Annotated in this window: 21 protein-coding genes; 5 read left to right on the top strand and 16 right to left on the bottom strand. The window is 66.2% G+C overall.

The features are described 5' to 3' along the window. Window positions 1-18 precede the first annotated feature (18 nt). From ACYZGB_RS19590 to ACYZGB_RS19555, 8 genes are all read right to left on the bottom strand, one after another. Window positions 19-882, bottom strand: coding sequence for a LytR/AlgR family response regulator transcription factor (locus tag ACYZGB_RS19590; RefSeq protein WP_462390523.1), 864 nt, complete (start codon window positions 880-882; stop codon window positions 19-21). Next, entirely contained in the window at window positions 879-1,967 is a 1,089-nt protein-coding gene (locus ACYZGB_RS19585; RefSeq protein WP_462390522.1) for a sensor histidine kinase, read from the bottom strand. Before ACYZGB_RS19585 ends, ACYZGB_RS19590 begins: the two co-directional genes overlap by 4 nt. Further along, window positions 1,964-2,260 carry a 2TM domain-containing protein gene (locus tag ACYZGB_RS19580; RefSeq protein ID WP_462390521.1) on the bottom strand — a complete coding sequence of 99 codons (297 nt, stop codon included), beginning with the start codon at window positions 2,258-2,260 and terminating at the stop codon, window positions 1,964-1,966. Before ACYZGB_RS19580 ends, ACYZGB_RS19585 begins: the two co-directional genes overlap by 4 nt. A gap of 56 nt (window positions 2,261-2,316) precedes the next feature. Then, window positions 2,317-3,336 (bottom strand): alpha/beta hydrolase, encoded by a 1,020-nt coding sequence (locus ACYZGB_RS19575; RefSeq protein WP_462390520.1) that lies wholly within the window; start codon window positions 3,334-3,336, stop codon window positions 2,317-2,319. 78 nt (window positions 3,337-3,414) lie between these two features. After that, window positions 3,415-4,464, bottom strand: coding sequence for an alpha/beta hydrolase family protein (locus tag ACYZGB_RS19570; RefSeq protein ID WP_462390519.1), 1,050 nt, complete (start codon window positions 4,462-4,464; stop codon window positions 3,415-3,417). Window positions 4,465-4,490: 26 nt separating this feature from the next. Beyond that, on the bottom strand, window positions 4,491-4,784 hold the full coding sequence (locus tag ACYZGB_RS19565; protein ID WP_462390518.1) for a 2TM domain-containing protein: 294 nt from the start codon (window positions 4,782-4,784) through the stop codon (window positions 4,491-4,493). A gap of 45 nt (window positions 4,785-4,829) precedes the next feature. Further along, window positions 4,830-5,411, bottom strand: coding sequence for a DUF6622 family protein (locus tag ACYZGB_RS19560; protein ID WP_462390517.1), 582 nt, complete (start codon window positions 5,409-5,411; stop codon window positions 4,830-4,832). 44 nt (window positions 5,412-5,455) lie between these two features. Further along, the gene (locus ACYZGB_RS19555) at window positions 5,456-5,866 is read right to left on the bottom strand and encodes a DUF2306 domain-containing protein (protein WP_462390516.1); all 411 of its coding nucleotides are present in this window, start codon (window positions 5,864-5,866) and stop codon (window positions 5,456-5,458) included. Window positions 5,867-6,095: 229 nt separating this feature from the next. On the opposite strand from ACYZGB_RS19555, the gene ACYZGB_RS19550 reads away from it, so the two are divergent. From ACYZGB_RS19550 to ACYZGB_RS19540, 3 genes are all read left to right on the top strand, one after another. Then, window positions 6,096-6,920: an undecaprenyl-diphosphate phosphatase gene (locus ACYZGB_RS19550; RefSeq protein WP_462390515.1), complete on the top strand. Its 825-nt coding sequence runs from the start codon at window positions 6,096-6,098 to the stop codon at window positions 6,918-6,920. A gap of 10 nt (window positions 6,921-6,930) precedes the next feature. Beyond that, on the top strand, window positions 6,931-7,779 hold the full coding sequence (locus ACYZGB_RS19545; protein WP_462390514.1) for a MipA/OmpV family protein: 849 nt from the start codon (window positions 6,931-6,933) through the stop codon (window positions 7,777-7,779). 177 nt (window positions 7,780-7,956) lie between these two features. Further along, entirely contained in the window at window positions 7,957-9,282 is a 1,326-nt protein-coding gene (locus ACYZGB_RS19540; protein WP_462390541.1) for a diguanylate cyclase domain-containing protein, read from the top strand. 40 nt (window positions 9,283-9,322) lie between these two features. Here the strand turns inward: ACYZGB_RS19540 and ACYZGB_RS19535 are convergent, their stop codons facing one another. The 7 genes from ACYZGB_RS19535 to ACYZGB_RS19505 form a co-directional block, all read right to left on the bottom strand. Continuing rightward, window positions 9,323-10,819 (bottom strand): FAD-binding oxidoreductase, encoded by a 1,497-nt coding sequence (locus tag ACYZGB_RS19535; protein WP_462390513.1) that lies wholly within the window; start codon window positions 10,817-10,819, stop codon window positions 9,323-9,325. A 138-nt stretch (window positions 10,820-10,957) separates the two neighbouring features. Further along, entirely contained in the window at window positions 10,958-12,619 is a 1,662-nt protein-coding gene (locus ACYZGB_RS19530) for a diguanylate cyclase domain-containing protein (protein ID WP_462390512.1), read from the bottom strand. A 291-nt stretch (window positions 12,620-12,910) separates the two neighbouring features. Beyond that, a complete protein-coding gene (locus tag ACYZGB_RS19525) occupies window positions 12,911-14,659 on the bottom strand; it encodes a diguanylate cyclase domain-containing protein (protein ID WP_462390511.1) in 1,749 nt (582 codons plus the stop codon). Window positions 14,660-14,718: 59 nt separating this feature from the next. Further along, on the bottom strand, window positions 14,719-16,170 hold the full coding sequence (locus ACYZGB_RS19520; protein WP_462390510.1) for an oxygenase MpaB family protein: 1,452 nt from the start codon (window positions 16,168-16,170) through the stop codon (window positions 14,719-14,721). Continuing rightward, window positions 16,167-16,988, bottom strand: a complete 822-nt coding sequence (locus ACYZGB_RS19515) for a carotenoid biosynthesis protein (protein WP_462390509.1) — start codon at window positions 16,986-16,988, stop codon at window positions 16,167-16,169. Before ACYZGB_RS19515 ends, ACYZGB_RS19520 begins: the two co-directional genes overlap by 4 nt. 161 nt (window positions 16,989-17,149) lie before the next feature. Next, entirely contained in the window at window positions 17,150-17,971 is an 822-nt protein-coding gene (locus ACYZGB_RS19510) for an alpha/beta fold hydrolase (protein WP_462390508.1), read from the bottom strand. 57 nt (window positions 17,972-18,028) lie between these two features. After that, on the bottom strand, window positions 18,029-18,856 hold the full coding sequence (locus tag ACYZGB_RS19505; RefSeq protein WP_462390507.1) for a peptidase: 828 nt from the start codon (window positions 18,854-18,856) through the stop codon (window positions 18,029-18,031). A 248-nt stretch (window positions 18,857-19,104) separates the two neighbouring features. Here ACYZGB_RS19505 and ACYZGB_RS19500 point away from each other — a divergent pair, with 248 nt between their 5' ends. Next, window positions 19,105-20,322 carry an alpha/beta hydrolase family protein gene (locus ACYZGB_RS19500; RefSeq protein WP_462390506.1) on the top strand — a complete coding sequence of 406 codons (1,218 nt, stop codon included), beginning with the start codon at window positions 19,105-19,107 and terminating at the stop codon, window positions 20,320-20,322. A 42-nt stretch (window positions 20,323-20,364) separates the two neighbouring features. On the opposite strand, the gene mutS is transcribed toward ACYZGB_RS19500, so the two are convergent. Continuing rightward, window positions 20,365-22,983 (bottom strand): DNA mismatch repair protein MutS, encoded by a 2,619-nt coding sequence (gene mutS, locus ACYZGB_RS19495; RefSeq protein ID WP_462390540.1) that lies wholly within the window; start codon window positions 22,981-22,983, stop codon window positions 20,365-20,367. A gap of 218 nt (window positions 22,984-23,201) precedes the next feature. Here mutS and ACYZGB_RS19490 point away from each other — a divergent pair. After that, the coding region (locus tag ACYZGB_RS19490; protein ID WP_462390505.1) for a PAS domain-containing protein at window positions 23,202-24,534 on the top strand (1,333 nt) is incomplete at its 3' end.

Below are 24,534 nucleotides of genomic sequence, written 5' to 3'. Positions count from 1 at the left end.
CGTGGATGGTGGGCGCGGCTACATCGCCTTGAACAGGTGCGCATAGAGCCGGCTCACCGGCAGCCGCTCGGGCCGCCCGCGCAGGCTGATGTGCTGCTTGCCTGCCTCGTCGCGCGTGACGGTGGCAATGTGGGTGGCGCGCACCAGGGTGCTGCGGTGCACCTGCCAGAACTCCTGCGGGTCGAGCTGTTCGATCAGCTCTTTGAGCGCGGTGCGGATCAGGTACTCGCGCTCGGCGGTCAGCACCCGCACGTATTTGTCGGCGGCCTCGAAATAGACCACCTCGGCCACCGGCACCATGTGGATCTGTGTGCCATGGCTGGCCTGGATCACGCTCAGCCGTGCAGCAGGCTGTGCAGGCTGCGAAGGTGGTGGCGGTGGGGTTGCTGCACCCACGCCGGGCGCCTGCAGCAAGGCGCGCAACTGGGCCATGGTGGCCTCCAGCGCGGGGGCGGCCGCAGCAGGCGCCGCAGCCGCGCTGGCTTGGCGCTGTGCCAGCAGCTCCTGCACCTTGGCCACCGTGCGCGCCAGGCGGCGGGCCTCGATGGGTTTGAGCAAGTAGTCCACCGCCTGGGCGTCGAAGGCCTGCACGGCGTACTGGTCGTAGGCTGTGGCAAACACCAGGGCCGGGAAGGGCACATCGCCGGGCCAGGCGTCGGCCAGTTCCACGGCGGCGTCCAGGCCGGTCTGGCCGGGCATGCGAATGTCGAAGAACAACACGTCGGGCCGCAGCGCCAGCGCCTGCTGCACGGCCGATAGCCCGTCGCCCACGGTGGCCACAATCTCCAGCGCAGGCCAGGCGCGGGCCAGCTCCTGGCGCAGGGCGGCGGCCAGCAGGGGTTCGTCTTCGGCAATCAGAGCGCGGGGGGCGGGCGGGTTCATGGTGGGGGTGGATTTTTCAAGGGAAAAATGACGTTTGCGCGCGTCCCGCCTGTGTTTTCAGCTATCAATTCAAGAGTGCCTGCATTGCCATGCAGGGTGGCCAGCCGCTCGCGCGCCTGGGCCAGGCCAAAGCTCTGCCCGGGGCCGGGTGTGGGCAACTGCTCGGGCAGGCCCACACCGGTGTCTATCACTTCCAGCACCAGCTGGGGGCCGCCGCTGCCCGGCCGGGTGCTGGCGCGCACGGTGATGTGGCCGCCTTCGATCTGGGGTTCCAGTCCGTGGCGGATGGCGTTCTCGACCAAGGGCTGCAGCAGCAGCGGGGGCACGGGTACGTTGCGCAGGGTGTCGGGCAGGTCCAGTGTGTAGGCCAGACGCGGGCCCATGCGAACGGCCATCAGCTCCAGGTAGTCGCGCAGGCGATCAAACTCGTTCTCCAGCGGGTGCTGGGTGCTGCGCGACGCGCTGAGCGTGGCGCGCAGGTAGGCAATCATGCGGTCCAGCATCTCCTGCGCGCGGGCGGGGTCGGTGCCGATGAGCACACGCAGGTTGGCCAGGGTGTTGAACAGCATGTGGGGTTCGAGCTGGGTTTCCAGCAGCTTCAGGCGCGCTTCGGTGGCGTGCATGCGCGCCTCGGCCATCTTGTCTTCCAGGTACGCCGATTTGTGCATGGCGTAGAAGTAGTAGCTGCCCACCAGCCCGGCAATGGCCGTGATGAGGATGGATGTGCGCTGGTCGGCCCCGGACAGCGAGGCGCCCGCCGGGTAGAAGTGGAAGTAGTAAACGCACAGCGCATCCGCCAGCAGCGTGCCCGCCAGGTAGCCGATGACGATGCCCGCAGCCACCAGCGCGATGCCTTGCCAGCCCTGCGGCCAGCCGGTTTCGGCGGCCGATGGCATCAGCTCGCGGCCCAGGTCGATGATGGCCCAGGTGAAGGTGCCGATCAGCACCGAATACACCACCGGCGGCCCGTAGGGCTTGTCGGGCATGAAGGCGTACTGGAGGGTGGCTACGACCAGCGTGAAGGCGACCACCTGCAGGTAGTGCCGCAGCTTGCTGACCCCACTGAAATCGCGGCGCAGCGTCATGGCCGGTTCTGGCGCCGCTGCAGGGCTTCGCGCTCGCGCTGCACCATGCGCTCGCGCAGGCCGCCGCCGGTGCCCAGCAAAAACACCGACACGCCATGCAGCACCAGCCCCAGCCCCCAGCCCAGCAGGGGGTACACCGACCAGGGGCGGCTGCCAAATGCATAGCGCGACATGGCAAAAATCACTGCGTTGACCAGCACGAAGGCCACTGCGTGCAGGTACCAGCCCAGCTTGGCGTTGGCGCGGCGACGGGCCAGCGTGTCCAGTTCTTCGGGGCTCAGGGGAGTTGGCATGGCGGCAAAGGGGCGTGGGGCAGGGTGGTCAGAATTCTAGGGGGCACGGCGGATTGCTACGTCGGGCAGGCCTGCTGCGCCACCGTGGCCACGGCCTGCGCATCGAGCGTCAGCCCCATGTGGTTCACGCCGGGCACCAGGGTGACGGGCACGGGTTTGCCTGCCTGGGCAAACAGGTCGGCAAAGCGGTCGGCGTAGAACAGTTCGTCGTCTTTTCCGGCCACGATGCAGACGGTGCCCCGGGCATTGCGGATGTCGGCCTGGTAGTCGTCGCGGGGGCGGAAGTTGGTGGCCACCGTGTACGAGTAGCTGGGCGTGAGCAGCTCGCGCGCCACATCGTTCAGGGCAAAGCTCAGCACGGGCAGGTGGTTCCACCGGGTGATGCCGAACTGGTTGATCAACGTGACGGCAATCATGCGCGGCAGGCCCACCGAGACCCAGCCGCCGCTGTCCGGCCGCGATGTGGGCGCGTTGTGGTGCAAGAAAGGCGACAGCAGCACATAGCGGTCGAACAGGCCTTGCCGCGCGCTGCCCGCAAAACGCAGTGCAAACCCGCCGCCTGCCGAGAAGCCCATCAGCGTTTGCGGGCCCGCGTGGGGCACGGCGCGCAAAAAGTCCTCGATGTCGTCTTCCATCTGACCGATATATGCGGCCTGGCCCCTGGGGCCGGAAGCACCGTGCCCCCGCATGTCCAGGGATGCCACGGCGTAACCTGCGGCAGCCAGCGCCTGTGCCAGCACATGGTTGGACTGCCCGCGTGCGGAAGACCCGTGCACCAGAACCACCCGGCGCTGGGGGGCGCTTGCCGAGGCATCCGTGCCCCCTGTGCCCCCCGTGGGGCTGTAGCCGTGCCAGGCCAGCGATGTGCCATCGCGCGCCGTGTAACGCTGGGCCGGGGGCACATTGCTGTAGTCCACGTCCTTGAACGGGTTGTTGATGCTGGCCAGCGGCGGAATGTCTTTGGGGCCGCCCCAGGCAATGGCAGCGGCAAGCCCTGCGAGGGCGGCGGTCAGGAGGAGGGCTGCGATCCACATGGTGTAACGGCGGCGGGGCTGGGGTGTGCGGGTTGGTGTCATCGTGGCGAGCAGGCCGGGGTGGCCGTGGAGATGGGAAGCATACGGTGGATGGTGGCCAAGGCGCCACCCGCTGGAGGCTCAGCGATGGGGCGCTGGCAGTGGCTGCAGGTGCTGGGCAAAGAAGTCCACGATCCGGGCGTCCACCTCGGGCAGCACGTTGCGGTCAAAGCCGGGCGGGTCGCCCAGCAGCGCGGTCTGCACGTCGTTGAGCAGGTGCAGCGGCGGCATGGGGGACAACATGGCACCGTGGCTGGCGCCCGGCAGGTGGGCCACATGGGTGCAGCGGTCCTGGCAGGCGGCGAGCACGGCGCTGCTGTGAAAGCGCGGCACCTGGTTCACGTCCATGCCTGCCGTGACCAGCCCGAGCGCGATGCGCGGGTGGGCCAGGCTGGCCATGTCGAAGTCGGCCGCAAACGGCACGCTGGCCACGGTGGCCTGCACGCGCGGGTCCTGGTGCGTGTAGGCGGTGTCGTCGCCGAAGCGGTGGCGTATCACGGCCAGCGCAAACCATTTCTTCAGGCCGTCCAGCAGATTGCCGTGCAGCCGGGTGATGAAGCCGACGCAGGAGGAAAAGTCGTCGGCGATGTGGGCCTCGCAGTGCTGGCGAAAGCGTGCAGGCGACCACGCACCGCCTGCGAAGCTCAGGGCCGTGTGGCCACCGGCAGAGCCTCCAAAGACCCCCACTTTGTCCCGGTCGAGCAGCGGGGCCAGGCGGGTGTCCCGGGCCACGGCATCGATGGCGCGGGAGACCTCGGCGGGGCGGCGCTTCCAGCTTTCGGGGCCGGGCGTGGACGGGTCCTTGGCGTTGTCCCCCGTATGTTCGGGCAACGCAACAACAAAGCCTGCTGCCACCATGGCGCGTGCCAGGTCGGTGTGGACCCACGGGTTGCCGCCCGACCCGTGTGTGATGACGACCAGGCGGCCATTGCCCCGCACGGCGGGAGCCTGCCAGGCCAGCTGCAGCTGGAAGGGGCCCCGCTTCACGGGTTCGTCGGCACCGCTGCTGGGGTAGAACACGGTGACGGGCCCGTCTCCCTCCAAGCCCGGCAGCTCCATCAGGCCCGTGCCCGCCTGGCTCGCGGTGTGGAGGCATACCGCGATGAGGGCGGTGATCCAGCGGTTTTTCATGGGCAGCTCCCTAGGGTGTGGACGGGTCAGGAACGGGTGCCCTGGCGGGCAATGCGGTCGCGCTCGGCCTGCACCATGCGTTCGTGCAGGCTGCTGCTGCCCGCCATGAAAAACACCACCACGCCATGGATGGCCAGGCCAATGCCCCAGCCCACGGAGGGGAACACGGCCCAGTGGCGTCCGCTGCTGGCAGACAGCACGACCAGCAGCAGGTTGACTGCCAGGTACGCGCCGGCATGGATGTACCAGCCCAGCTTGGCGCCTGCGCGCTTGCGGGCCAGGCGCTCTGTGGGGTCGGTGATCAGGGGGTGATGTTGCATGGCAGAAGCCTTGGTGAAGGTGGGGGAGGTGCAGTGCGCCAGGGCTCAGGCCGAGGCGGATGAGGCCGGTGGTGTAGCGGCAAAGGCGGCGCTGCGGCGCACCAGGCCCCACAGGCGCAGGGCGCGGGCGGCAAACAGGCCGTTGAAGACGCCGTACAGCAGGGCGATCTGCAAGGCAAAGCTGCTGTCACGGGCCAGCGCGGGCTGCAGGGCCAGCTCCACGCCGACGAAGTACTTGGTCAGGAAGATGCCCAGGATCAGCCCCAGCGGCATGGCACTGCCCGGGATATAGAAGCTGCGCGAGGTGGCGGCATACAGCGTGCCGCTGGGCGCCGCAGGCTGCAGCCACAGGGCCAGCCCCGCGATGGCACAGGCTGCCACCAGCCAGGCACCCACCGAGGTGCCAACCTGGCCTGCGCTGCCGAAAGCCGATACCAGGCCGTACACCGACAGGCCCGTCATGGCCAGGGGCATGGCCGTGGCCCGTGCCAGGCTGACGTTGCGGCCCGCCAGCTGGCTGGCGCCCAGGGCGATCAGGCCGGCAAGCAGGGCCCAGACCCAGTACGGGGTGTTCTGGATGATGGCGCCCAGCATCTGGGGCTGTTGAATGAGCAGGTTGGCGAGCATAGCGAAAATTCCTGGCTGGAGATGGATGGAGGAGGGGGCGGTGTTCAGATCAGGCCCAGTGCGGACCAGACCGAGTGGCCCAGGAAGCGGTCGGGCATCAAGGTGAAGGCTCCAGCCCCCAGGCAGGCGCCGATGTAGATCCGTTGCATCATCTTGCGGTGGCCCACGATGTTGCGACGCGCCAGGTAGACGAAGGCCATCACCAGCATGCCCAGCGTCACTGGAATGAACAGGTGGATCAGGCCGAAACTGCCCCAGCGCGGGCCGGGGCCGCCGGTGATGAAGATGGCGGACACGGCGGTGGCCACCATCAGGGTGACCCAGGCATACCCGGCCGCACGGTGCAGGCGGGGGCGCTGCGTGGCGCCCTGGCGGGCCCACAGGGCAATCGGGCCGATGACCACGGCGGCCAGTGCAGCGGCAAGGTGGATGGCAATGACGGGGGTGATTTGCATGGTGGGGCTCCTGGCGCGTTCGATGGGGTGGACTGTGCCGGGAGCCCCCAGAGGCAGCCAGTGCCTTGCGACGAAATGCAGCCTTCGGGCCGTGAAATGCAAGGGCATGGCGCGAGTTGCAGGCCGTTTTTGCGGAGAAAGTGGCCCGCGCCGGCGGCAGGAGGGCTCCGCCGCCCGCAGCGCCAGCACGCCCGGCGGATAATCCCGCTCCTATTTGCAAGGAGTGCGCGTGGACGTTGTATTGCTGGTCAAGGCCGCCATCATGGGGGTCGTCGAGGGGCTGACCGAGTTTTTGCCAATCTCTTCCACTGGGCACCTGATCCTGGCGGGCTCTCTTCTGGGGTTTGACGACGCCAAGGCCAAGGTGTTTGACATTGCGATCCAGACCGGCGCCATCTTTGCGGTGATCCTGGTGTACTGGCAGAAGATCCGCTCCACCCTGGTGGCCTTGCCCACCGAGCGCCAGGCGCAGCGTTTTGCGCTCAATGTGCTCATCGGGTTCCTGCCTGCCGTGGTACTGGGCCTGTTGTTTGGCAAGGTCATCAAGGCGCACCTTTTCACGCCGGTGGTGGTGGCCAGCACCTTCATCATTGGGGGCTTCATCATCCTGTGGGCCGAGCGCCGTCCGGCCTCCGCCACGCGCGTGCACAGCGTGGATGAGATGACACCGTTGGATGCGCTCAAGGTGGGCCTGGTGCAGTGCCTGGCCATGATTCCCGGCACCAGCCGCAGCGGCTCCACCATCATTGGCGGCATGCTGCTGGGCCTGTCGCGCCAGGCAGCCACCGATTTTTCGTTCTTCCTGGCCATTCCCACGCTCATTGGCGCGGGCGTGTACAGCCTGTACAAGGAACGGGCGCTGCTGTCCATGGCAGACCTGCCCATGTTCCTCACGGGGCTGGTCTTTTCCTTCCTCAGCGCCTGGCTGTGTGTGCGCTGGTTGTTGCGCTACATCAGCACCCACAGTTTTGTGCCCTTTGCCTATTACCGCATCGTGTTCGGGATCGTTGTTTTGGTGACCGCGTGGACTGGATGGGTGCAGTGGGCGGACTGATAATCCGTTCATGCGCAGCTCTACCGGATTGATTTTTTTGCGTTCTGGCGTTCTGGCTCTGGTGTCGGGGTGGGCCCTGCTGCCCGCTTGGGCGCAAAACGCTGCGGCCCTGGACGAGCCCGCCGGGCCCAAGCTCCACTACGCCCTGGGGGCCATTGCCAGCAACGGCCCGGACTATGCGGGCGGCGATGGCCGCAAGAGCAGCCTGCGGCCCGCCTGGGCGGTTGAATATGGGCGCTTTCGCCTGAGCACTTCGCGCGGCAGCGCCTTCATGGGGCATGGCCTGGGGACTTCCCGCGAATCGGGCGCCAGTGCCACCCTGGCGCAAAGCGACCGTTTCAGCCTGAGCGCGGCCTTGCGCATCGACAAGGGCCGCGACGGCTCCGACGCCCCTATCCTGGTGGGCTTGCCGTCGGTGCGTTCCACGCTGCGCGCGCGGCTGAGCGCTGGGTACGCCATCACCGATCGCTGGTCGGTGGGGGCGGGGGTGTCGCAGGACATTCTGGGCCGCGATGGCGGTGCCCAGCTGTCCACCAGCGTGGGCTACACCTGGCCCCTTACCGAACAGACCAAGGTGACCATTGGCGCGGGTGCCAGTTTTGGCGACCGCGCCTACCTGCGGGGGCACTTTGGCGTGCCTGCGGGTGGCGCGAGCCCGCTGCCTGCGTTCGATCCGCGAGCGGGTCTCTACAGCGTGGACGGTGGGGTGGAGGTGATGTCGGCCATCAACCGCCACTGGGTGATCCTGGGTTCGGCCCGGGTGTCGCAGCTCCAGGGCGACGCACGCCGCAGCCCCCTCACGGTGGAGCCAGTGGGCTACTCGGTGTCTGTGGGGCTGGCCTACCGCTGCTGCCGCTGAGGAACCGGGCAAAGCCCGCCGCTCCATCGGGGGTGGGCGAAACTGTTACCGAAAGTGATAAGCTGCGGCAACCCCACTGCCGCGCGTTGCAGGCCGCTGTCAGTGCCCCTGCGGCGGCAAGCCACAAGGGGCTTTAGTCTTCCTGTTGATGACCATGCCCCGATGGGCTTTCTCCGCATGATGCAAGACGAGCCTGAGTTGCCACTGCCTTCCGCCGCTACGCAGAAGCAAACATGGTCCAAGGCGGAGCTGCTGGACCTGATCTCCCGCAGCGCGGGTGCGACCATGGCGGTCATTGATCGCAGCCTGACGATGATCTACGTCAACGATGAATACGCACGCTGGTTTGATATGTCGCCAGAGCGCCTCGTGGGCAAAACGCTGGTGGATGTGTATGGCGAGCAGGACTGTGCCCGTTTCATGCCGTTTGTAGAACGTGTGCTGCGGGGCGAACGGGTGCAGTACCAGCGCATGCTGCGCACACCTTACGGTTTTGACGAGTGGCGCACCATCTGCCTCACGCCCTGGCACAACAGTCAGGGGGACATCGACGGCTTCATCACCACGGCGCTGGATGTGCACGAACTGCAGGTGACCATGAACGCGCTGCGCGCTGCCAATCAGCGGCTGTCCTCCCATATGGAGAACAGCCCGCTGGCGGTGCTGGAGATGGACCACAAGCTGCAACTGCTGCATTGCTCGCAGCGGGCGGTGCAGCTCATGGGCTGGCTGCATGTGGCGGGTCTGGAGGGGCGGCTGCTCACCGACCTGCTCGACCCGGCTTCCGTGGACAACAGCCTGCAGCTGGCCTTGTCCCGCCTGCAGTCGGGTGAAGAAGCGCAGAACCGCGCCGAGACCAGTTTTGTGCGCGGCGATGGCACCGAGGTGCATTGCGAGTGGTTCAACTCGGCGCTGACCGACGAGGACGGCCAGGTTACTTCCATCATGGCGCTGGTGCAGGATGTGTCGGCCAAGATCCAGATCGCGCGCCAGCAGCACTACCTGGCCAACCACGACTCATTAACGGGCTTGCTCAACCGTGCGGCCTTCCAGGGGCGCCTGGAGCAGTCGCTGCTGCAGGCCCGCCGCAGTGCGGGGGCGGTCGCGCTGTTGTTCATCGACCTCGACGGCTTCAAGAGTGTGAACGACGCCGAAGGCCACCGCGCCGGGGACGAGGTGCTGCGCATTGTGGCCCAGCGCATCGCCAGCACGGTGCGGGTGGGCGACACCTTGGCGCGCCTCGGGGGCGATGAGTTCCTGGTCATGCTGGACCAGGAGGTCACGCGCGACGTGACCGACACCATCGGCCACCGCATCATCGAGGCCCTGCACCTGCCCATGGCGGTGGATGGACGCGATTTGTCCATTGGTGCCAGCATTGGCGTGGCGATGTACCCCCCGATGGAGGGCGACATCGATGCCCTCATGAACCGCGCGGACCAGGCCATGTATGCGGCCAAGCGCGCGGGCAAGGGGCGGCTGCATTACGCCCAGGTCGCTTGATCAAGCAAGGGCGGTGGCGGGGCTCGCCCCGCGCCTTTCTTCAGCCCTGTGGCAGCCGAATGCTCTGCTGAAAGTGGAAGAAGTTGGTGGGGTCGTACCGGGCTTTGACCTGCTGCAGTTGCGGGTAGGCGGGCCCCCAGTAGGCGTTCGCAAAATCCGACAGGCGTGCGTCCGGGTAGTTCTGGTAGACATGCCCGTTCAGGAAGGGCTTCACCAGCTGCATGAATCCGTCCAGCCAGGCCTCCATCTGGGTGCGCTCCGCAGGGTTACGCCAGAACACATCCACCACCAGGTCGGCATCCACATGGCGATGGATGAAGGCGCTGTCGGCCACCGGGTAGCGATTGATGGCGCCCCCATAGGGCTCCAGGTAGGCCAAGGACCAGGGGTTGGGAGAGGTTTTGAAGTAGTCGATGATGCGCTGCCAGTCGGCGGGCGACAGCGGGGTGTTGATGTAGCCGCTGGCCTTGGTTTCGGCAATGCCATCCGGGAGATTGTCGGGCAGGGTGTAGGGGTGGTCCTCCAGCCAGATGTTCATCTCGGGGTAGGTGCCGGTCTTGTCCACCAGCAGCTGGGCGCTGGGGATGGCCAGCAGCGGCGCAATGGCCTGCAGGCCGGCTTCGCGGGTGCCGCAGAACATGCCCTGCACCATGTAGACCGGCACACCTTGCTGGTAGCCCAGGTTCATCATGTAGCCCAGCGCATCGGGAGCACCGGTTTTCATGAAGCTCTTTTGCATCAGCGTGAGCACCTGGGCGGCATGGGCCTGGTCCCAGCTGATGGCCCAGGCCCACACCTGGTCGAGCCGGTGCATGCGGTAGGTCACCTGCAAAACCACCCCGAAGTTGCCGCCGGTGCCACCCCGCAGGGCCCAGAAAAGGTCAGGGTGGTCCTGGGCGCTTGCTGTGACGATGGTGCCGTTGGCCAGCGCAACGCGGAAGGATTCCACCAGGTCGCTCTGGATGCCGAAGGCGCGCGAGGTGTAGCCATAGCCACCGCCCTGCACAAAACCGCCCACACACACGCTGCCGCAGGCCCCCGTGGGCACATGCCAGCCGGTGTGGTTCATGGCACCGTTGAAATGGTCGAAGTCGGTGCCGGGCAGCACATGCACCCGTTCGCGTGCCGGGTCCAGCACCACGCCCTTCATGTCGCTCAGGTCCACCACCATGCCGCTGTTGACGGAATAGCCCGCCGTGCTGTGGCCACCGCAGCGCACGGCCACCCACACTTTGTAGGCGCGGGCCACGGCCAGGCACTCCAGCACGTCGTTCTCGCAGGCGCAGTACACGATGATCTCTGGATAGGCCTGGAAGGCGGGGTTGGATTCTTGTCGGGCCTCGTTGTAGTCGGGGCTGGAGGGCAGGACGATGCGGCCCACCAGCCTGGCTTCCAGCGAAGCGATGGCATCCCAGGCGAGTGCCGGGCCGGGCGCCACAGCTGCCTGAAGGGCGGCAGCCTGTGGGGCCGCCAGCGAGCGGAAATGCGCAACACGCGCGTCTTTGGCAATGCGGGCAGGGCTTTTGCGATGGGCCATAGCGAACGATCCTCCGTGAAAAGACGAAGTCCCGTGTGTACTGGATAGGCAGCGGGTTGACCAGTCGGAAATGACCTGCGTTGCTTTTTGGACCCGTGCCTGGTCTGGGCCGATGTGCGCGGGGGCGTCCCGCCGTGGTCAGGAGGACGACAGCGCCAGGTCGCCCGTGTTGCGCCGCAGGCAGAACTTGCCGCCTTGCTTGCCGCTGTACATGGCGGCGTCCGCCAGCTTGAGCAGGCCGATGGCGTTGTTGCCGTCGTGGGGGGCAATGGCATAGCCGATGGTCAGGCCCACCTCCACGCGTACGTTTTGCAGCGAGAACGGTGCGCGGAACGCATCCAGCAGCTTGTGGCCCAGCTCCTGCGCCTGCTGCAGGCTGTGCAACTGCCCGGCCATCACCACAAATTCATCGCCGCCCAGGCGCGCTACCAGGTCGCTCTGGCGCACATGGCCTTGCAGGCGCTGGGTCACGGCGATCAGCAGTTCATCGCCCACGTCATGGCCATGCTGGTCATTCACGGGCTTGAAGCCGTCCAGGTCCATCACATACACCGCAAGCATCCGCTCGGGGCTGCAGCGCGACAGCGCGGACGCCAGCGCAATGTTGAGCCCGCGCCGGTTGGGCAGGCCGGTCAATGGGTCGGTGTGTGCCAGGGAGCGCATCACGTCGCGCTCGCGGTTGGCATCCAGTGCCTCCAGCCGCAGGGCCTTGGTGCGCAGGCCCAGCACCCGCATGAAGAGCAGCATGTCCAGCGTTGCACCGAACTGGAAGGAGTGCATGGTCCAGAAGTTCACCGGCACCCGGCCGTTGATCACGCCGATGACGATGGCCGTGGCCACAAAGTAGACCAGCCAGGCCAGCAGCAGGCTGGTGCCTACGGGGTCCCCCTGGCGTGTCCGTCGAATGGCCCCTGGTATGCCCATGAGCGCAGGAACCAGGCCCAGAACGCTCACGATGGCCGCAGTGGCCGAGGCACTGAGGATGTCCAGCACATGCACTAAAACCAGAAGCGCGCACAGAAGGGCACCACCCCGCATCGTGCGTAGCAAGCGGCTCTTGGGGCGGTGGCCCACAAGCGCTTGGCTGATGAAGAGAAATGAGCCGCCTGTGGCCATCAGCGCAGACAGGCCCGCCGCGTGGACCTCGAGCCACGGGTTTTCCTGCCAGAGGTATTGGGTGCCCAGGCCGAAGAGGTGTAGTGAAAAGAGGAGGCTTCCCGTGAGCAGAAGCGCATATTGGACGAACAGCACGTCCCTCAGATTAATCCACTGCGCCAGGCTGTATATCAGCAGGCAGAGCGCTAGCCCGGTCAGAACGCCCTGCAGCATTTGCTCGTTTAAGGCGGCACTGTGCCACGCTGTTGGCTTGTTGAGTGAAATGGGCAGCACCATCGCGCCGCGGGTCTCAACGCGCATCAGCAGAACATAGTGGTGGCCGGGCTTCAGGTTCAGGGCCAAGGCATGTGTGCGGCTGCGCAGCGGGCGCTGCGAGAAAGGCTGCAGGCTGCCCAGGGTCGCTTGCTGGCTGATAAGCCCCTCGGTGGCGAGGTATACCTCGACGCGGTTGAGGACTGGGTAGTTGATGTCCAGTACCCAGGCCCCGTCTGACGCGGGAGACACCGCCAGCGAAACGCGGACCCACACCGCATCAGGCTGCACCCCCAGCGTTCCATTGGTTCCGGGAGGTGCAGAGAAGTCCGATGGCGCTGCCATTGCGGATTGCACCGACAACACCCGGGACGGGTCTACAAGGACCGTGACTGCAGGCCAGGCGTTGACCGAGGGCTGGTCGTCACGCAAGAGCAGCGGCTGTGTCGCAGCCCAACAGGCATTTCCTGCATTCAACACGAGCAGCAAGCACCCCAACAGCCAGCGTCTGAACTGAGCCGGAAACCATTGCAACGGTCGCTGGGAGGAGGCTGGGAGCATGGTGTTCTTCAATGCTCATTGAGTATAGGAATGCTGGCAACGTTTGGCGCGCAGTATTCGCGTGGGCTGCCGCCACCCACTCCCAATGCGACGGTAACGGCTGCCCCGTCTTCGAGATAATTGCTGGCACGCTGCTGAGTAGATGTCGGAGTGGTCATCGTGTCATGGCACGCGAGCCGCTTCACCGCCAGCGCGTCGTAGCGTGTGCTTGCCACGTTGCTTGCCTGCGTACATGGCAGCATCAGCCAGCTGGATCAGCCCCTGCGGATCATCGCTGTCGAGCGGGGCCAATGCGTAGCCCATGGTCAGCCCGACCTGCAGGTGAAGCTGTCTTAGGGCAATGGGGGGCTCGAAGGCCTGCAGCAGCGACAGGCCCAGTTCGTGCGCCTGCTCAGGAGTGGCGAGGTCTTGGGCCATGATGATGAATTCGTCGCCTCCCAGCCGTGCCACTACATCGGTGTGCTGGCGCACGCTGGCTTGCAGCCGCTGGCTCACGGACACGAGGAGGTCATCGCCCACGTCGTGCCCATGGGTGTCGTTGACCGGCTTGAACCCGTCGAGATCTAGCAGGTAGACCGCTACCATCCGCTGGGGGCCGCACCGTGCCAGGGCTGCGAGGAGCGCCAGCTGCAGGCCGCGCCGGTTCGGCAGCCCGGTCAGCGAATCGGTGTAGGCCAGCGAGCGCATCACGTCGCGCTCGCGCACCGCTTCGGCGGTGGCCGCCCGCAGAGCGGCTGAGCGCTGGCCCAGTACCCCCAGGAACAGCAGCATGTCTGCCGCAGACCCCAGCTGGAAGGAGTGCAGGGTCCAGAAGTTCACCGGCAGCGCGCCCTGCACAAGCGCGACCATGACAACGGCTGCGGCAAAGTAGGCGAACCAGGCCACCAGCAGCGTCGCGCTGACAGGGTCTCCTTTGCGCACGCGGGCGAGTGCGATGGGCAGACTTACGAGGGATGGCACCGGGCCCAGCACACTGATGATGGCCGTGGCCGTGCGCGTGCTGATGAGATCGAGCACAAACGCCGCCAGCAGCGCGCCGCTGAGCATGGCCCCCGCGTTCATAGCGCGCAGAAAGCGGTGGCCCGGCTCGTGGCCCAGAAGCGCGTGGCCCATGAAGAGGAAGGACCCGGCTATCGCTAGCAGCCCCGTTGCGCCAGCGGCGTGGGTTTCGATCCAGATGTTGTCGCTCCATAGGAACTGGGTGCCTATGCCGAAGAACTGCAGCGAAAAGCCCGCGCTCCCGGTCACGAGCATCGTGTAGTACAGGAACAGCTTTTCCCGCTGGCTAACCCATTGGGCGAAGCTGTAGATGCCTAGGCACAGGGCTAGGCCGGCGAGCACGCCCTGCAGCATCTGTTCGCCCAGTGCATGGGGCACGAGGATGGGGGGCTTGCTGATGGTGATGGGCAGGATCATGGCCCCGCCGGTGTAGACGCGTACGAAAAGCTCATACTGCGTGTCGGCGACTAGGTCCAGGGCCATCGCGGGCGTTCGGCCTCGCTGGGGCCGTTCCGAAAAAGGCCGCAGGTTGCCCAGAGCGGCGTGTTGCACGACCTTGCCTTGGACGGTCAGAAAGAAGTCCACCTCGTTCAGCACTGCGAAGTCGATGTTGACAATCCATTGGTTGCTCGAGGCCACTGACGATACCAGGGGAATACGCAGCCAGATCGCCTCTTTGCGCACCCCGAAGCTTCCGCTGGTCCGAGGTGGCGGTGCAAAATCGGATCTCCGGGCTAGCACGTCCTGTACGGTAAGCTTCCGCGATTCGTCGGCCAGCATGGAGGTGGCCGACCATGTGTCCATACTGCGCGCCTCGGGCCGCATCACGAGGGATGCGTCGGCCGCGTGCGCACAGGACGCGGTCAAGCCCGCGAGCACGCACCCTATCCACCAGAGCCGCAGGAACCGCATGGCGGCGCTGCTGGATAGTGTCAGCGCATTCCTGGGCCGAAACGTCGGATTGACTCGCACTATGGCGTGCCTTTTGTTTTGCCCGCGAGGTTTAAATTCCAGCTGCCCCGCGTGGTGAGCCGGTCTTCCAGCCGGTTGAGCCAGCCCGGCGCATTGGGGTCGTCGCTCCAGCTGTGGACCACGGTGTCCACCTGATTGAGTAGTTCGGTCGGCAGTTGAAGGGGGCGGGTCTGACTCATTAGCACCTCGCTCATGAAGTGATAGCCCAGGATGCGGGTGAGTGTCCGCACAATGGAAAAGCGTGCCAGCACTGTCCGCAACAACTCGTCAATGGCCCGTGCGATGAGCAATCCCCCCCAGAACAGCAGCGTTGACAGCCAGGGCAGATGCCGGGTCAGGCCCAAATCCCTGGCGGTGTCACGCCCGCACAGGTAGCGGGTCATTAGTTCGGGGAAGGGTTTCACAATGCTCCAGGGCAGCGAGTTCTCCATGGTCTGCATCAAGGCCCGGCCCAGGGCGGGGCGGGGGTCGGGCACAGCGGGTTCGGCGCGGCCCCGGGCCTGCATGCGGGCCATCAGCACCTGGCCCTGGTCCATGGTGTCCACCATCAGGGCCCGGTCGATGCCCAGGATGTGGCCCACCACGTTCCAGGCATGCAAGTAGGCCTCTTCGTCGGCCGGGCGCAAACCAATCCCCAGGCGGCGCAGGCTGCGCAAAAACACGTAGCCAAAGGTAAGCAAGGTGTAGGCCAGCTCCTCCTGGTTGCAGGGCAGGCCGTCGCCCTGCAGGTTCCAGCCGCGCGCATACAGCGTCTTGAACATGGCTTGGCGCCCACCGCCCATGGGCAGGGCTTGTGGTGCCACCTGCCCGCTGCCCCCGGCCAGCAGTTGTTTGACGGCGTCTTGCGGGCTGCCGTGCAGGATCAGGTTGCGGATGGTGGCATGGATCAGCCGGACCTTGAGCACCTGGGCCACCCCTGCGCCGCGCTGGCTCAGGCCGCCGCGCATCATCACGGGGAAGATCATCGCGGCAGTGGAGCGGATGCGGTACTCTGCATTCTGTTCCAGTTGGCCCGAGGTGTGCAGCACGCTGGAGAGATCGGGGATCACATAACACTCAGGCAGGCTGGCGCAGAATAGCAGGATGCACGACAGCGCACCATGCTCCGTGAAGAGCTTCTCGGCGCGCTCTACTTTTTTCGAATCAACCCACGGCGGCAGCACTTGGGCGGTCTCCACGTAGTGGTTCAAGGCTTTGGAAATGGCCGCATCCACGCCCTCGCCCTGGGCGGTCCATCTCACCAAGCTTGCGTTGTCTGCCCACTGGCCGAACAGGCGGTTCACGGTGTCGATGCGCGCCCATTGCGGCGCGTCCATTGCGACATCCCCTGCGGGCCAGTCGCCAAGGATGTCGGCAATGGTCTTGTCTGCCAACGGATCGGCGTGGTGCTGCATGGCTGCCAATTCCGAATCGGGCGGAGGTGCTGGTGAGAAGGTGTTGCTGTGGTTCATGCTGTGGCCTCCGCCGTTGCGCGCCAGCGCTGAAAGCCCGCCAGGGCGCACAACAACGGTATGCCCATGGCGAACGGTGCGATCGAGCGGATCTCCACCGGATTGCCCAGAATCATCTGGAATACCATGCCCGATGCGTAGATGGTCAGTGGCACCAGCGCATGGCGGCGCAGGAAGGGGCTGGTAGGGCGAAGCGCGAGTTTGCGCACCGAAATGCGAAAGCTGAAGATGATCATAAATGCCACGAAAACCCAGCCAAAGAAGCCCTGTACCGTTTCACCAAACCAGGCACCATCGGTCTTGGCCATGATCCAGGCTTTCAGGGTGTATACAAAGTAAGGATCGGCGCCCAGATCGAACGCGGTGACGATCATCGCTGCCAGAAACGAAAGCATGACGGCATTGCCAAGTCCCGGCGCACCGTCTACCGGCGACTGCCAGACGATCAGATTGCTGATCACATAACCCGCGTAGGTCAGTGCGAACCACATCATGGGAATGACAATGGGCACGCCTACCAGCCGCGGACCCAGTACCTCGGTGTAGGTGTAGTGGCCGAAGAACCAGCCGTGTGTGCTGCCCATTTGTTCGGCAAACCAGCCAAAGCTGACTGCTATCAGAACGAGGTGCAGCGCGGGCCGAGCGCCTAGCAGGTGCGTGGCGCTGGCCCAGCAGCAGGCAAACATCACCACCGAGGCCACCATCAGGGCCATGGTCGTGTCGTTGTGGGTGCGAAACGCAAGGATGACCAGGTAAATAGCCAGGAGCAGGTAGCTCAGCGCGGGCAGGCGCGAGGTGAGGGAGGGCTGTGCAGGCATGTCGGGTGTATCACGCTGTAACAATCCTCAAGTGTAGGGGATTGCCCTGGGCGTCGTGCTCCCTGTTTGCCCTGATCAAAGGTCGCTGTTGCGGCGCTGTTTCAGGCGCTGCGCCGGGGAGTTTGGTGATATAGAGGCCCACACGCAGCGGGCCCGGGCTCTCAGCCCCGGTCAGGCGCGAGCGAGGCTAGATTGAGCAGCGCGGCCTCGATGGCCGCTGCCGTGGCCTGCGGCTGCTCCATGGGGAAAAGGTGGCTGCCGTCCAGCATCATGGTGCGGCCCTCGGTGATGCGCAGCGTCATGGCCATGCCCACCTGCTTCATCTCTTCCGAGTCGCGTCCGCCGATGAAGGCGGCCGGGCACTGCAGCGGGTGGGCGCTGAGCAGGCGGCCCAGGTTGTGCGGCAGGGTGTTGTAGATGGCGGTTTCCACAGCACGGTCAAAGCCCAGCACGCGCTTGCCATCCTGGTCCTGCAGGCCGTGGGTGATGTAGTCCTGCAACACCTCGGGGTGCCAGCGTGCAAAGGCCTTCTTCTTGCGGAAGTGCTCCAGCGCCTCTTCGTTGCTGGCCCAGCTGAAGCGGCGCTGGCGGCTCACGCGGCCTGGCGATATCGAGCCCACCACCTGCGCCCGCTTGGCCACGCCGACCACATTGGCCTTCCAGCCGCCGATCAGCGGCGAGTCGATCAGCAGCACGCCGCGCACCAGCTCGGGGTGGCGGGCGGCGGCCATCACACTCAGAAAGCCGCCCAGCGAATGCCCCACCAGGAACACCGGCTGGCCCAGCCGTTCCACCTGCGCGGTGGCAAAGTCGGCCAGATGCTGCACCAGGTGGGGCCAGTTGTTGGTCACCGGGTACTGCGGGTCGTGGCCATAGCGCTCCACCGCGCTGATCTGGAAACCACGGGCCTTGAGCAGCTTGAACAGCAGGCGGTAGGTGCCCGCCGGGAAGCTGTTGGCGTGAGAAAAAACGATGGGGAGCATGGGCAAAAGGCGTACCGGCAGGGCTGGGGAAGGGCGGTGGCGCGCCCGGTGGGTCTCTTAGATGAGCCGGTCTGTGTGGGTCGTGATCTTCTTGAGCGGCTTGCTGCGTGCGGGGCTCACCATGATGGGCACCTCGGTCGCTCCGCCGCCCCAGGCCGGGTCTTCGATGCTGTCGAACACCTGGCGCAGCTTCTGGCCCCAGCTGTCGTGCAGCATGCGGAAGTAGGGGTTGTTCTCGTCGATGCAGACCACCTTGTCGGTGGCAAACCGGTCGGCCTCGTACACCACCAGGTCGAGCGGCAGGCCCACCGACAGGTTGGATTTGAGGGTGCTGTCCATGGACACCAGCGCGCATTTGGCGGCTTCGTCCAGCGGCGTTTCGGGGGTGAGCACGCGATCCAGCACCGGCTTGCCATATTTGGACTCGCCCACCTGGAAGTACGGCGTCTCTGACGTGGCTTCGATGAAGTTGCCCGCCGAATAGACCTGGAACAGGCGCATGCCTTCGCCCTTGATCTGGCCGCCAAACACCATGGACACATTGAAGTCCACACCCGAGCGCTTGAGCGCAGCGCCGTCGCGCTCGTGCACGTGGCGCACGGCCGAGCCCAGCACGCGGGCCGCATCGAACATGCTCTTGGCGTTCCAGATCGTGATGGCTTCGCCAGTATCACCGTCCTTGATCTGCTCGTTCTGCAGGATCTCGCGCACGGACTGCGAGATCGACAGGTTGCCAGCCGACAGCAGCACCATGAAGCGGTCGCCCGCCTTTTCATAGACCATCATCTTGCGGAACGAGCTGATCTGGTCCAGACCAGCGTTGGTGCGGGAATCGGACAGGAAAACCAGCCCGGCGTTGAGTTTGATGGCGACGCAGTACGTCATGAACAGGTGTGGATCAGTGGTGTGGGGAACCCGCAAGTTTAGTCGTGCGCGTGCCTGGGCCCGAGGGGGCGGGCGGCCACCCGCTCCATGGCAAGCATGGGTGTTATAAAAACAATAGCAAACTTTGCTTTATGGTCGCGCGGTAACGGCAATTTTGACCATGATTCCGGGGGCAAACCCGCTCCGGTCCGGCGCTGTGGGGCCTGCCGCCCTATCATCCGGCGCTGGACTTTCTGGTGGGGTGGATCATGGGGACTTCGTGGAAACTGGCGGGCACCCGCCGTGTGTGTGCCGCCGTGCTGGGGGCCTGCCTGGCGGTGGGGCTCGCGGGCTGTGGCGGCGGCAGCAGCGCCCCGGCTGACGGGGGCACGCCCACCACACCGCCCATCCCGCCCGAGCGTTCGGGGCGGCTGGAATCCGCCCGCCTGCTCGGGTCCATTCCGGCCAGCGAGATCGTGGCCGCGCTGGCCGCCAAAGAGTCTCTGGCCCAGGACGTGGTGCCGCGCTACGGCGTCACCTCCTACCGGCTGGACTACCTCACCGCCGACGCCGATGGCCGCGAGGTGCGTGCCTCCGGTCTGGTGAGCGTGCCCATCAAGGCAGCTGGTGCCAGAAGCCCGGTGCTGAGCTACCAGCACGGCACCCTCTTCAAAGACGCCGAGGCCCCCAGCAACAACGCCGTGGCGTCAGAGGTGGCGGTGGTGCTGGCCTCGCTGGGCTACATCGTGCTCGCGCCCGACTACGTGGGCTTTGGCGCCTCCAAGGGCACGCCCCACCCCTACCTGCTGGCGGCGCCATCGGCCGCCGCCACGGTCGATTTTTTGACCGCCGCCCGCACCTGGCGCAGCCAGGCCGGTGTGGTGGACAACGGGCAGCTCTTCCTCACAGGCTATTCGGAAGGTGGCTACGTCACCATGGCCGCGCACCGCGCGCTGCAAGCAAGCGCATCGCCTCACCTCCAACAACTGCGCATGGTGGTGCCCGGCGCCGGTCCCTACAACGTGCAGGCCACCATGGACGGCCTGGTGGATCTGGTGCGGCAGGAACAACCGCTGATCGGCGCCCTCATCAACCCCGGCTTCCTGCGCTACCTGGGCGGCAGCGTGCAGCGCGAGGTGCGCCGCTTGCTGCTGCGCGCCCTCATCCCGGGCGATGCCGACGTAGCCTATGACACACGCTTCATCGACCACTTCCTGGCCGATGACGTGTTGGCCCTGGCCAGCGCCAGCAACGTCTATGACTGGAAACCGAACGTGCCCGTGCGCCTGTACCACGGCCGTGATGACCGCACCGTGCCCTACGCCAGCTCGGTCAGCACCCTGCGCGCCATGCAGGACCGTGGCGCGGGCGACCTGGTCAGCCTGACCGAATGCCGCGCGCAACCGGTGGCCGGGCACCTGCAATGTGTGCCGCCATTCATCACCTTCATGTTGGGGCAGCTGGCGCCGGTGGCGCAGGACTTGTGAGGCTGCGGCGGCCTGCGGAGGGCGGCGCGTGGCGTCGCCGCTTCAGCCCGCCATCTTCTTGAGCTGGTACAGCGCATCCAGCGCCTCGCGCGGGCTCAGGGCATCGGGGTTGATACTGGCCAGCGCAGCTTCCAGCGGGCTCGCGCCCGCGCTCTCGGGCACCTCGGGCGCGGCGAACAGGTCCACCTGCAACTCGTCCTCGCCTGCACGCTCTTCCAGCGCTGCCAGCGCGTGGCGCGCGTGGTGCAGCACGGGCGAGGGCATGCCCGCCAGCTTGGCCACCTGAATCCCGTAGCTACGGCTGGCGGGGCCGGGCTGGATTTCGTGCAGGAACACGATGTCGGTGCCCGACTCGGTGGCGCTCACATGCATGTTGATCGCGTGGCGCGCCTTGGCAGGCAACTCGGTCAGCTCGAAATAGTGCGTGGCAAACAGCACGAAGGCGCGGGTCTTGTCGTGCAGGTGCGTGGCGATGCCGCTGGCCAGCGCCAGGCCGTCGAATGTGCTGGTGCCCCGGCCGATCTCGTCCATCAGCACCAGGCTGTGCGGCGTGGCTGCGTGCAATATCTGTGCGGCCTCGGTCATCTCCAGCATGAAGGTGGATTGCGCATTGGCCAGGTCGTCGGCTGCGCCGATGCGGGTGTGGATGGCGTCGATGGGCCCCAGGCGGCAACTGGCGGCGGGCACGTGGCTACCGATGCTGGCCAGCAGCACGATGAGCGCGACCTGCCGCATGTAGGTCGATTTACCGCCCATGTTGGGGCCGGTGATGACCTGCATGCGCGTGTTGGCGTTGAGCCGCGTGTGGTTGGCGATGAAGCTGCCGCTCGATGTCTCGGCCAGGCGCGCCTCGACCACCGGGTGGCGGCCGCCTTCGATCTCGATGCAGGGCTCGGGCACAAACTGCGGCGCGCACCAGTTGAGGGTGAGCGAGCGCTCGGCCAGCGTGCACAGCACATCGAGCGTGGCCAGCGCCTGCGCCAGCCGCGTGAGGGCAGGCACATGCGGCTGCAGCTGGTCCAGGATCTGCTCGTACAGCCATTTCTCGCGGGCCAGGGCGCGTTCGTTGGCGGACAGCGCCTTGTCTTCAAACGCCTTGAGTTCGGGCGTGATGAAACGCTCGGCGTTCTTCAGCGTCTGGCGGCGGCGGTAGTCGTCGGGCACACGGTCCAGGTTGCTGCTGGTCACCTCGATGTAGAAGCCATGCACCTTGTTGAACTGCACGCGCAGGTTGGCGATGCCGGTGCGGGCCTTTTCGCGCGTTTCCAGCTCCAGCAAAAAGGCGTCGCAGTTGGTCTGGATGGCGCGCAGTTCGTCCAGTTCGGTGTCAAAGCCCGTGGCGATCACGCCGCCGTCGCGCACCAGTGCGGCGGGCTCCTCGGCAATCGCGGCCTGCAGCAGCGCCGTGCAGCCCTCGGGCGGGTGAAGGTGGCCGAAAATCTGAACCAAAAAAGGCTCTGGCGCGCGTCCATTAAGCGCTAATAGCTCTGATTTTTGTAGCGTTTTGCCCAGGCCCACCAGTTCGCGTGGGCGCACCTGGCGCAGCGCGATGCGGGCGGTGATGCGTTCCACATCACTCACGCACTTGAGTTCGCCGCGCAGCGTGACCCAGGGCCCTGAGCCGCCGCCTGCACCCCCCGCACCGCGCAAGGCGGTGGTGGCCGACAGGCGCTGGCGCGCCTCGGCGCGATCGCGCTGGGGCTCCAGCAGCCAGGTCTTGAGCAGTCGGCTGCCCATGCCGGTCATGCAAGTGTCGAGCAGCGAGAACAGCGTGGGTGCATCGTCACCACGCAGGGTCTTGACCAGCTCCAGGTTGCGGCGCGTGGTGGCGGGCAAGTCGATGAGGTCGTCGTTGCGCTGCACCTGCACGCTGTGCACGTGGGTGAGGGTGCGGCCCTGCGTGTGCTCGGCGTAGGTCAGCAGCCCGGCGGCGGCGGCGTGGGCCTCGCCCAATTCGTGTGCACCCCAGGCCTGGAGGCTGGCCGCGCCCAGGTTTTCGAGCAGCTTGCGCTCGCCCAGGGCACTGTCGAACTGCCAGTCGGGCCGCAGGCTCATGGGGCAGGTGAAGGCGCCGCCTTGGCGCAGCACCTGCAGTTGTTGTTCAAAGCGCTCGGTCACGCCTGCGCTGTAGATCAGCTCGCTGGGCGCCACGCGGGCCAGCCAGGCGCCCAGTTCGTCGTGCGCACATTCGGCCAGGTACACGCGGCCCTGCGTCACGCTCAGCCACGCCAAACCACAGCGCGCGCGGGGCGCCTGGTGCACGGCCATCAGCAGCGATTCGGATTTGTCGGAAAGCAGTTCGGTGTCGGTCAGAGTGCCGGGTGTGACCACGCGCACCACCTTGCGCTCCACCGGGCCCTTGCTGGCGCCCACCTCGCCCACCTGCTCGGCAATGGCTACCGACTCGCCCATCTTGATCAGGCGCGCCAGGTAGTTCTCCAGCGCATGAAAGGGCACACCCGCCATCACCACCGGCTGGCCGCCCGACTGGCCGCGCTGCGTGAGCGTGATGTCGAGCAGCCGCGCGGCCTTTTCGGCGTCTTGCCAGAAGACCTCGTAGAAGTCGCCCATGCGGTAGAACAGGAGCGTTTCAGGGTACCCGGCCTTGAGGGCGAGGTACTGCTGCATCATGGGGGTGTGGTGTTCGAGCGTGTCGGACATGCAGGGGGCGGGGGAATGAGGCGTGGACTGTAGCAGCTTGCCCATGGGGTTTCCCCTCAATGATTTGCCACAGGTTTTGTAGCTTTGTTACGTTTTGACATACTCTTGGCTGTATGCTGGCAGCTTGGCTTTGACCGCAGGCGCTCTCCGTTGCGAGGGCGCTTTTCCCAACCCCAGGATTCGAAGGTTTCAGAGCGACCGTGATTTCGTCCGAACTGTTGACCGACCTTCTCGCCCCCGTGGGCGACGGCCTCATCGAGCCCATGGCGCAGGCGCGCCTGCAGGCCCTGGTGGATGCGGTGCCGGTGGCGTTGATGGAGTTCCGGCTGCAGAACGGCCGACTGGTGCTGCTGGCGGCCAACGCAGCCGCACGCCGCATGCCGGGGCTGGGCGCCGTGCGTGCGCCCGGTGCGGATGCCAGCGAGGTGTTCGACCTGCTGGCGAACACCTCTTTGTTGGACCAGCTGTATGGCGTGGTGCGCGTAGGGGTGCCGCTGGAGTGCCGCCAGGTGGTGCGCGAGCCCGGGCGGTTGCTGCTGGCCTGGGATCTGTCGGCGCGCCGGGTCACCCACGATTGCATCATGGTCACGGTGCGCGACGCTTCCGAGGCCGAAACCTTGCGTGCTGCGCTGGCCGCATCCGAGCGCTCGCTCGAAGAAGTGCGGCGCGAGCTGCGCGAGCAGACCGAAGTCTTCAACACCATGGAGAGCCTGGCCCGCACCGGTCATTGGCGCCGCATTGAAGACCCGGGCGAAACCGTGCTGCTGTGGTCGCCGGGCCTGTGCAACATCGCCGGTTTTGAACAACAGGAATGGGTGGACCCGGAGCGCGCCGTGAGCGGCATCCTGCCGGAAGACCGCCATGTGTTCGACAAAATCCGCGAGCGCGGGTCCGGACTGGATGTGGAGTACCGCTGGCGCCGGCCCGATGGCCAGGTGCGCTGGATGCGCTCGCGCGTGCAGCGCACGCTGCCGCGCGATGGGGTGCAGGTGGTGATGGGCGTGGTGCAGGACGTGACCGACGAGCACCGTGCGGCCGAGCAGCTGCGCGAACAGCTGCTGTTCATCCAGCGCATTGCCAGCCGCATCCCGGGCTTCATCTACGAGTACCGCCTGCATTCCGATGGCGCCACCAGCGTGCAGTACATCAGCGATGCGGTGCGCGAGTTCATGGGCGTCGAGCCCCACGAGGTGACCGCCGACCACGGCGTGCTCATGCACCGTGTGGTGCCCGAAGACCTGCCCCAGGTGCAACGCTCGGCCATGATGTCGGTGCGCAAGCTGGTGCCCTGGCAGTGCGAATACCGCGTGCGCATGCAGGACGGCAGCGTGCGCTGGCATATGACCAACGCTGTGCCCCACCGCGAAGCCGATGGCTCGGTGGTGTCGCATGGTTTCACCATGGACATCACCGACCGCAAGCTGGCAGAGCAGGAAATCGAACGCCTGGCCTTCTACGACGCCTTGACCGGCCTGCCCAACCGGCGCCTCTTGCTGGACCGCCTGCAACGCTCCATCGCCGGCTGCCAGCGCACCAAAAGCCTGGGCGCAC

The sequence above is a fragment of the Acidovorax sp. Q11 genome (genome assembly GCF_054950075.1).
Note: the sequence above shows the minus strand (reverse complement) of the source record. Positions and strands in the feature narration are given on the sequence as shown.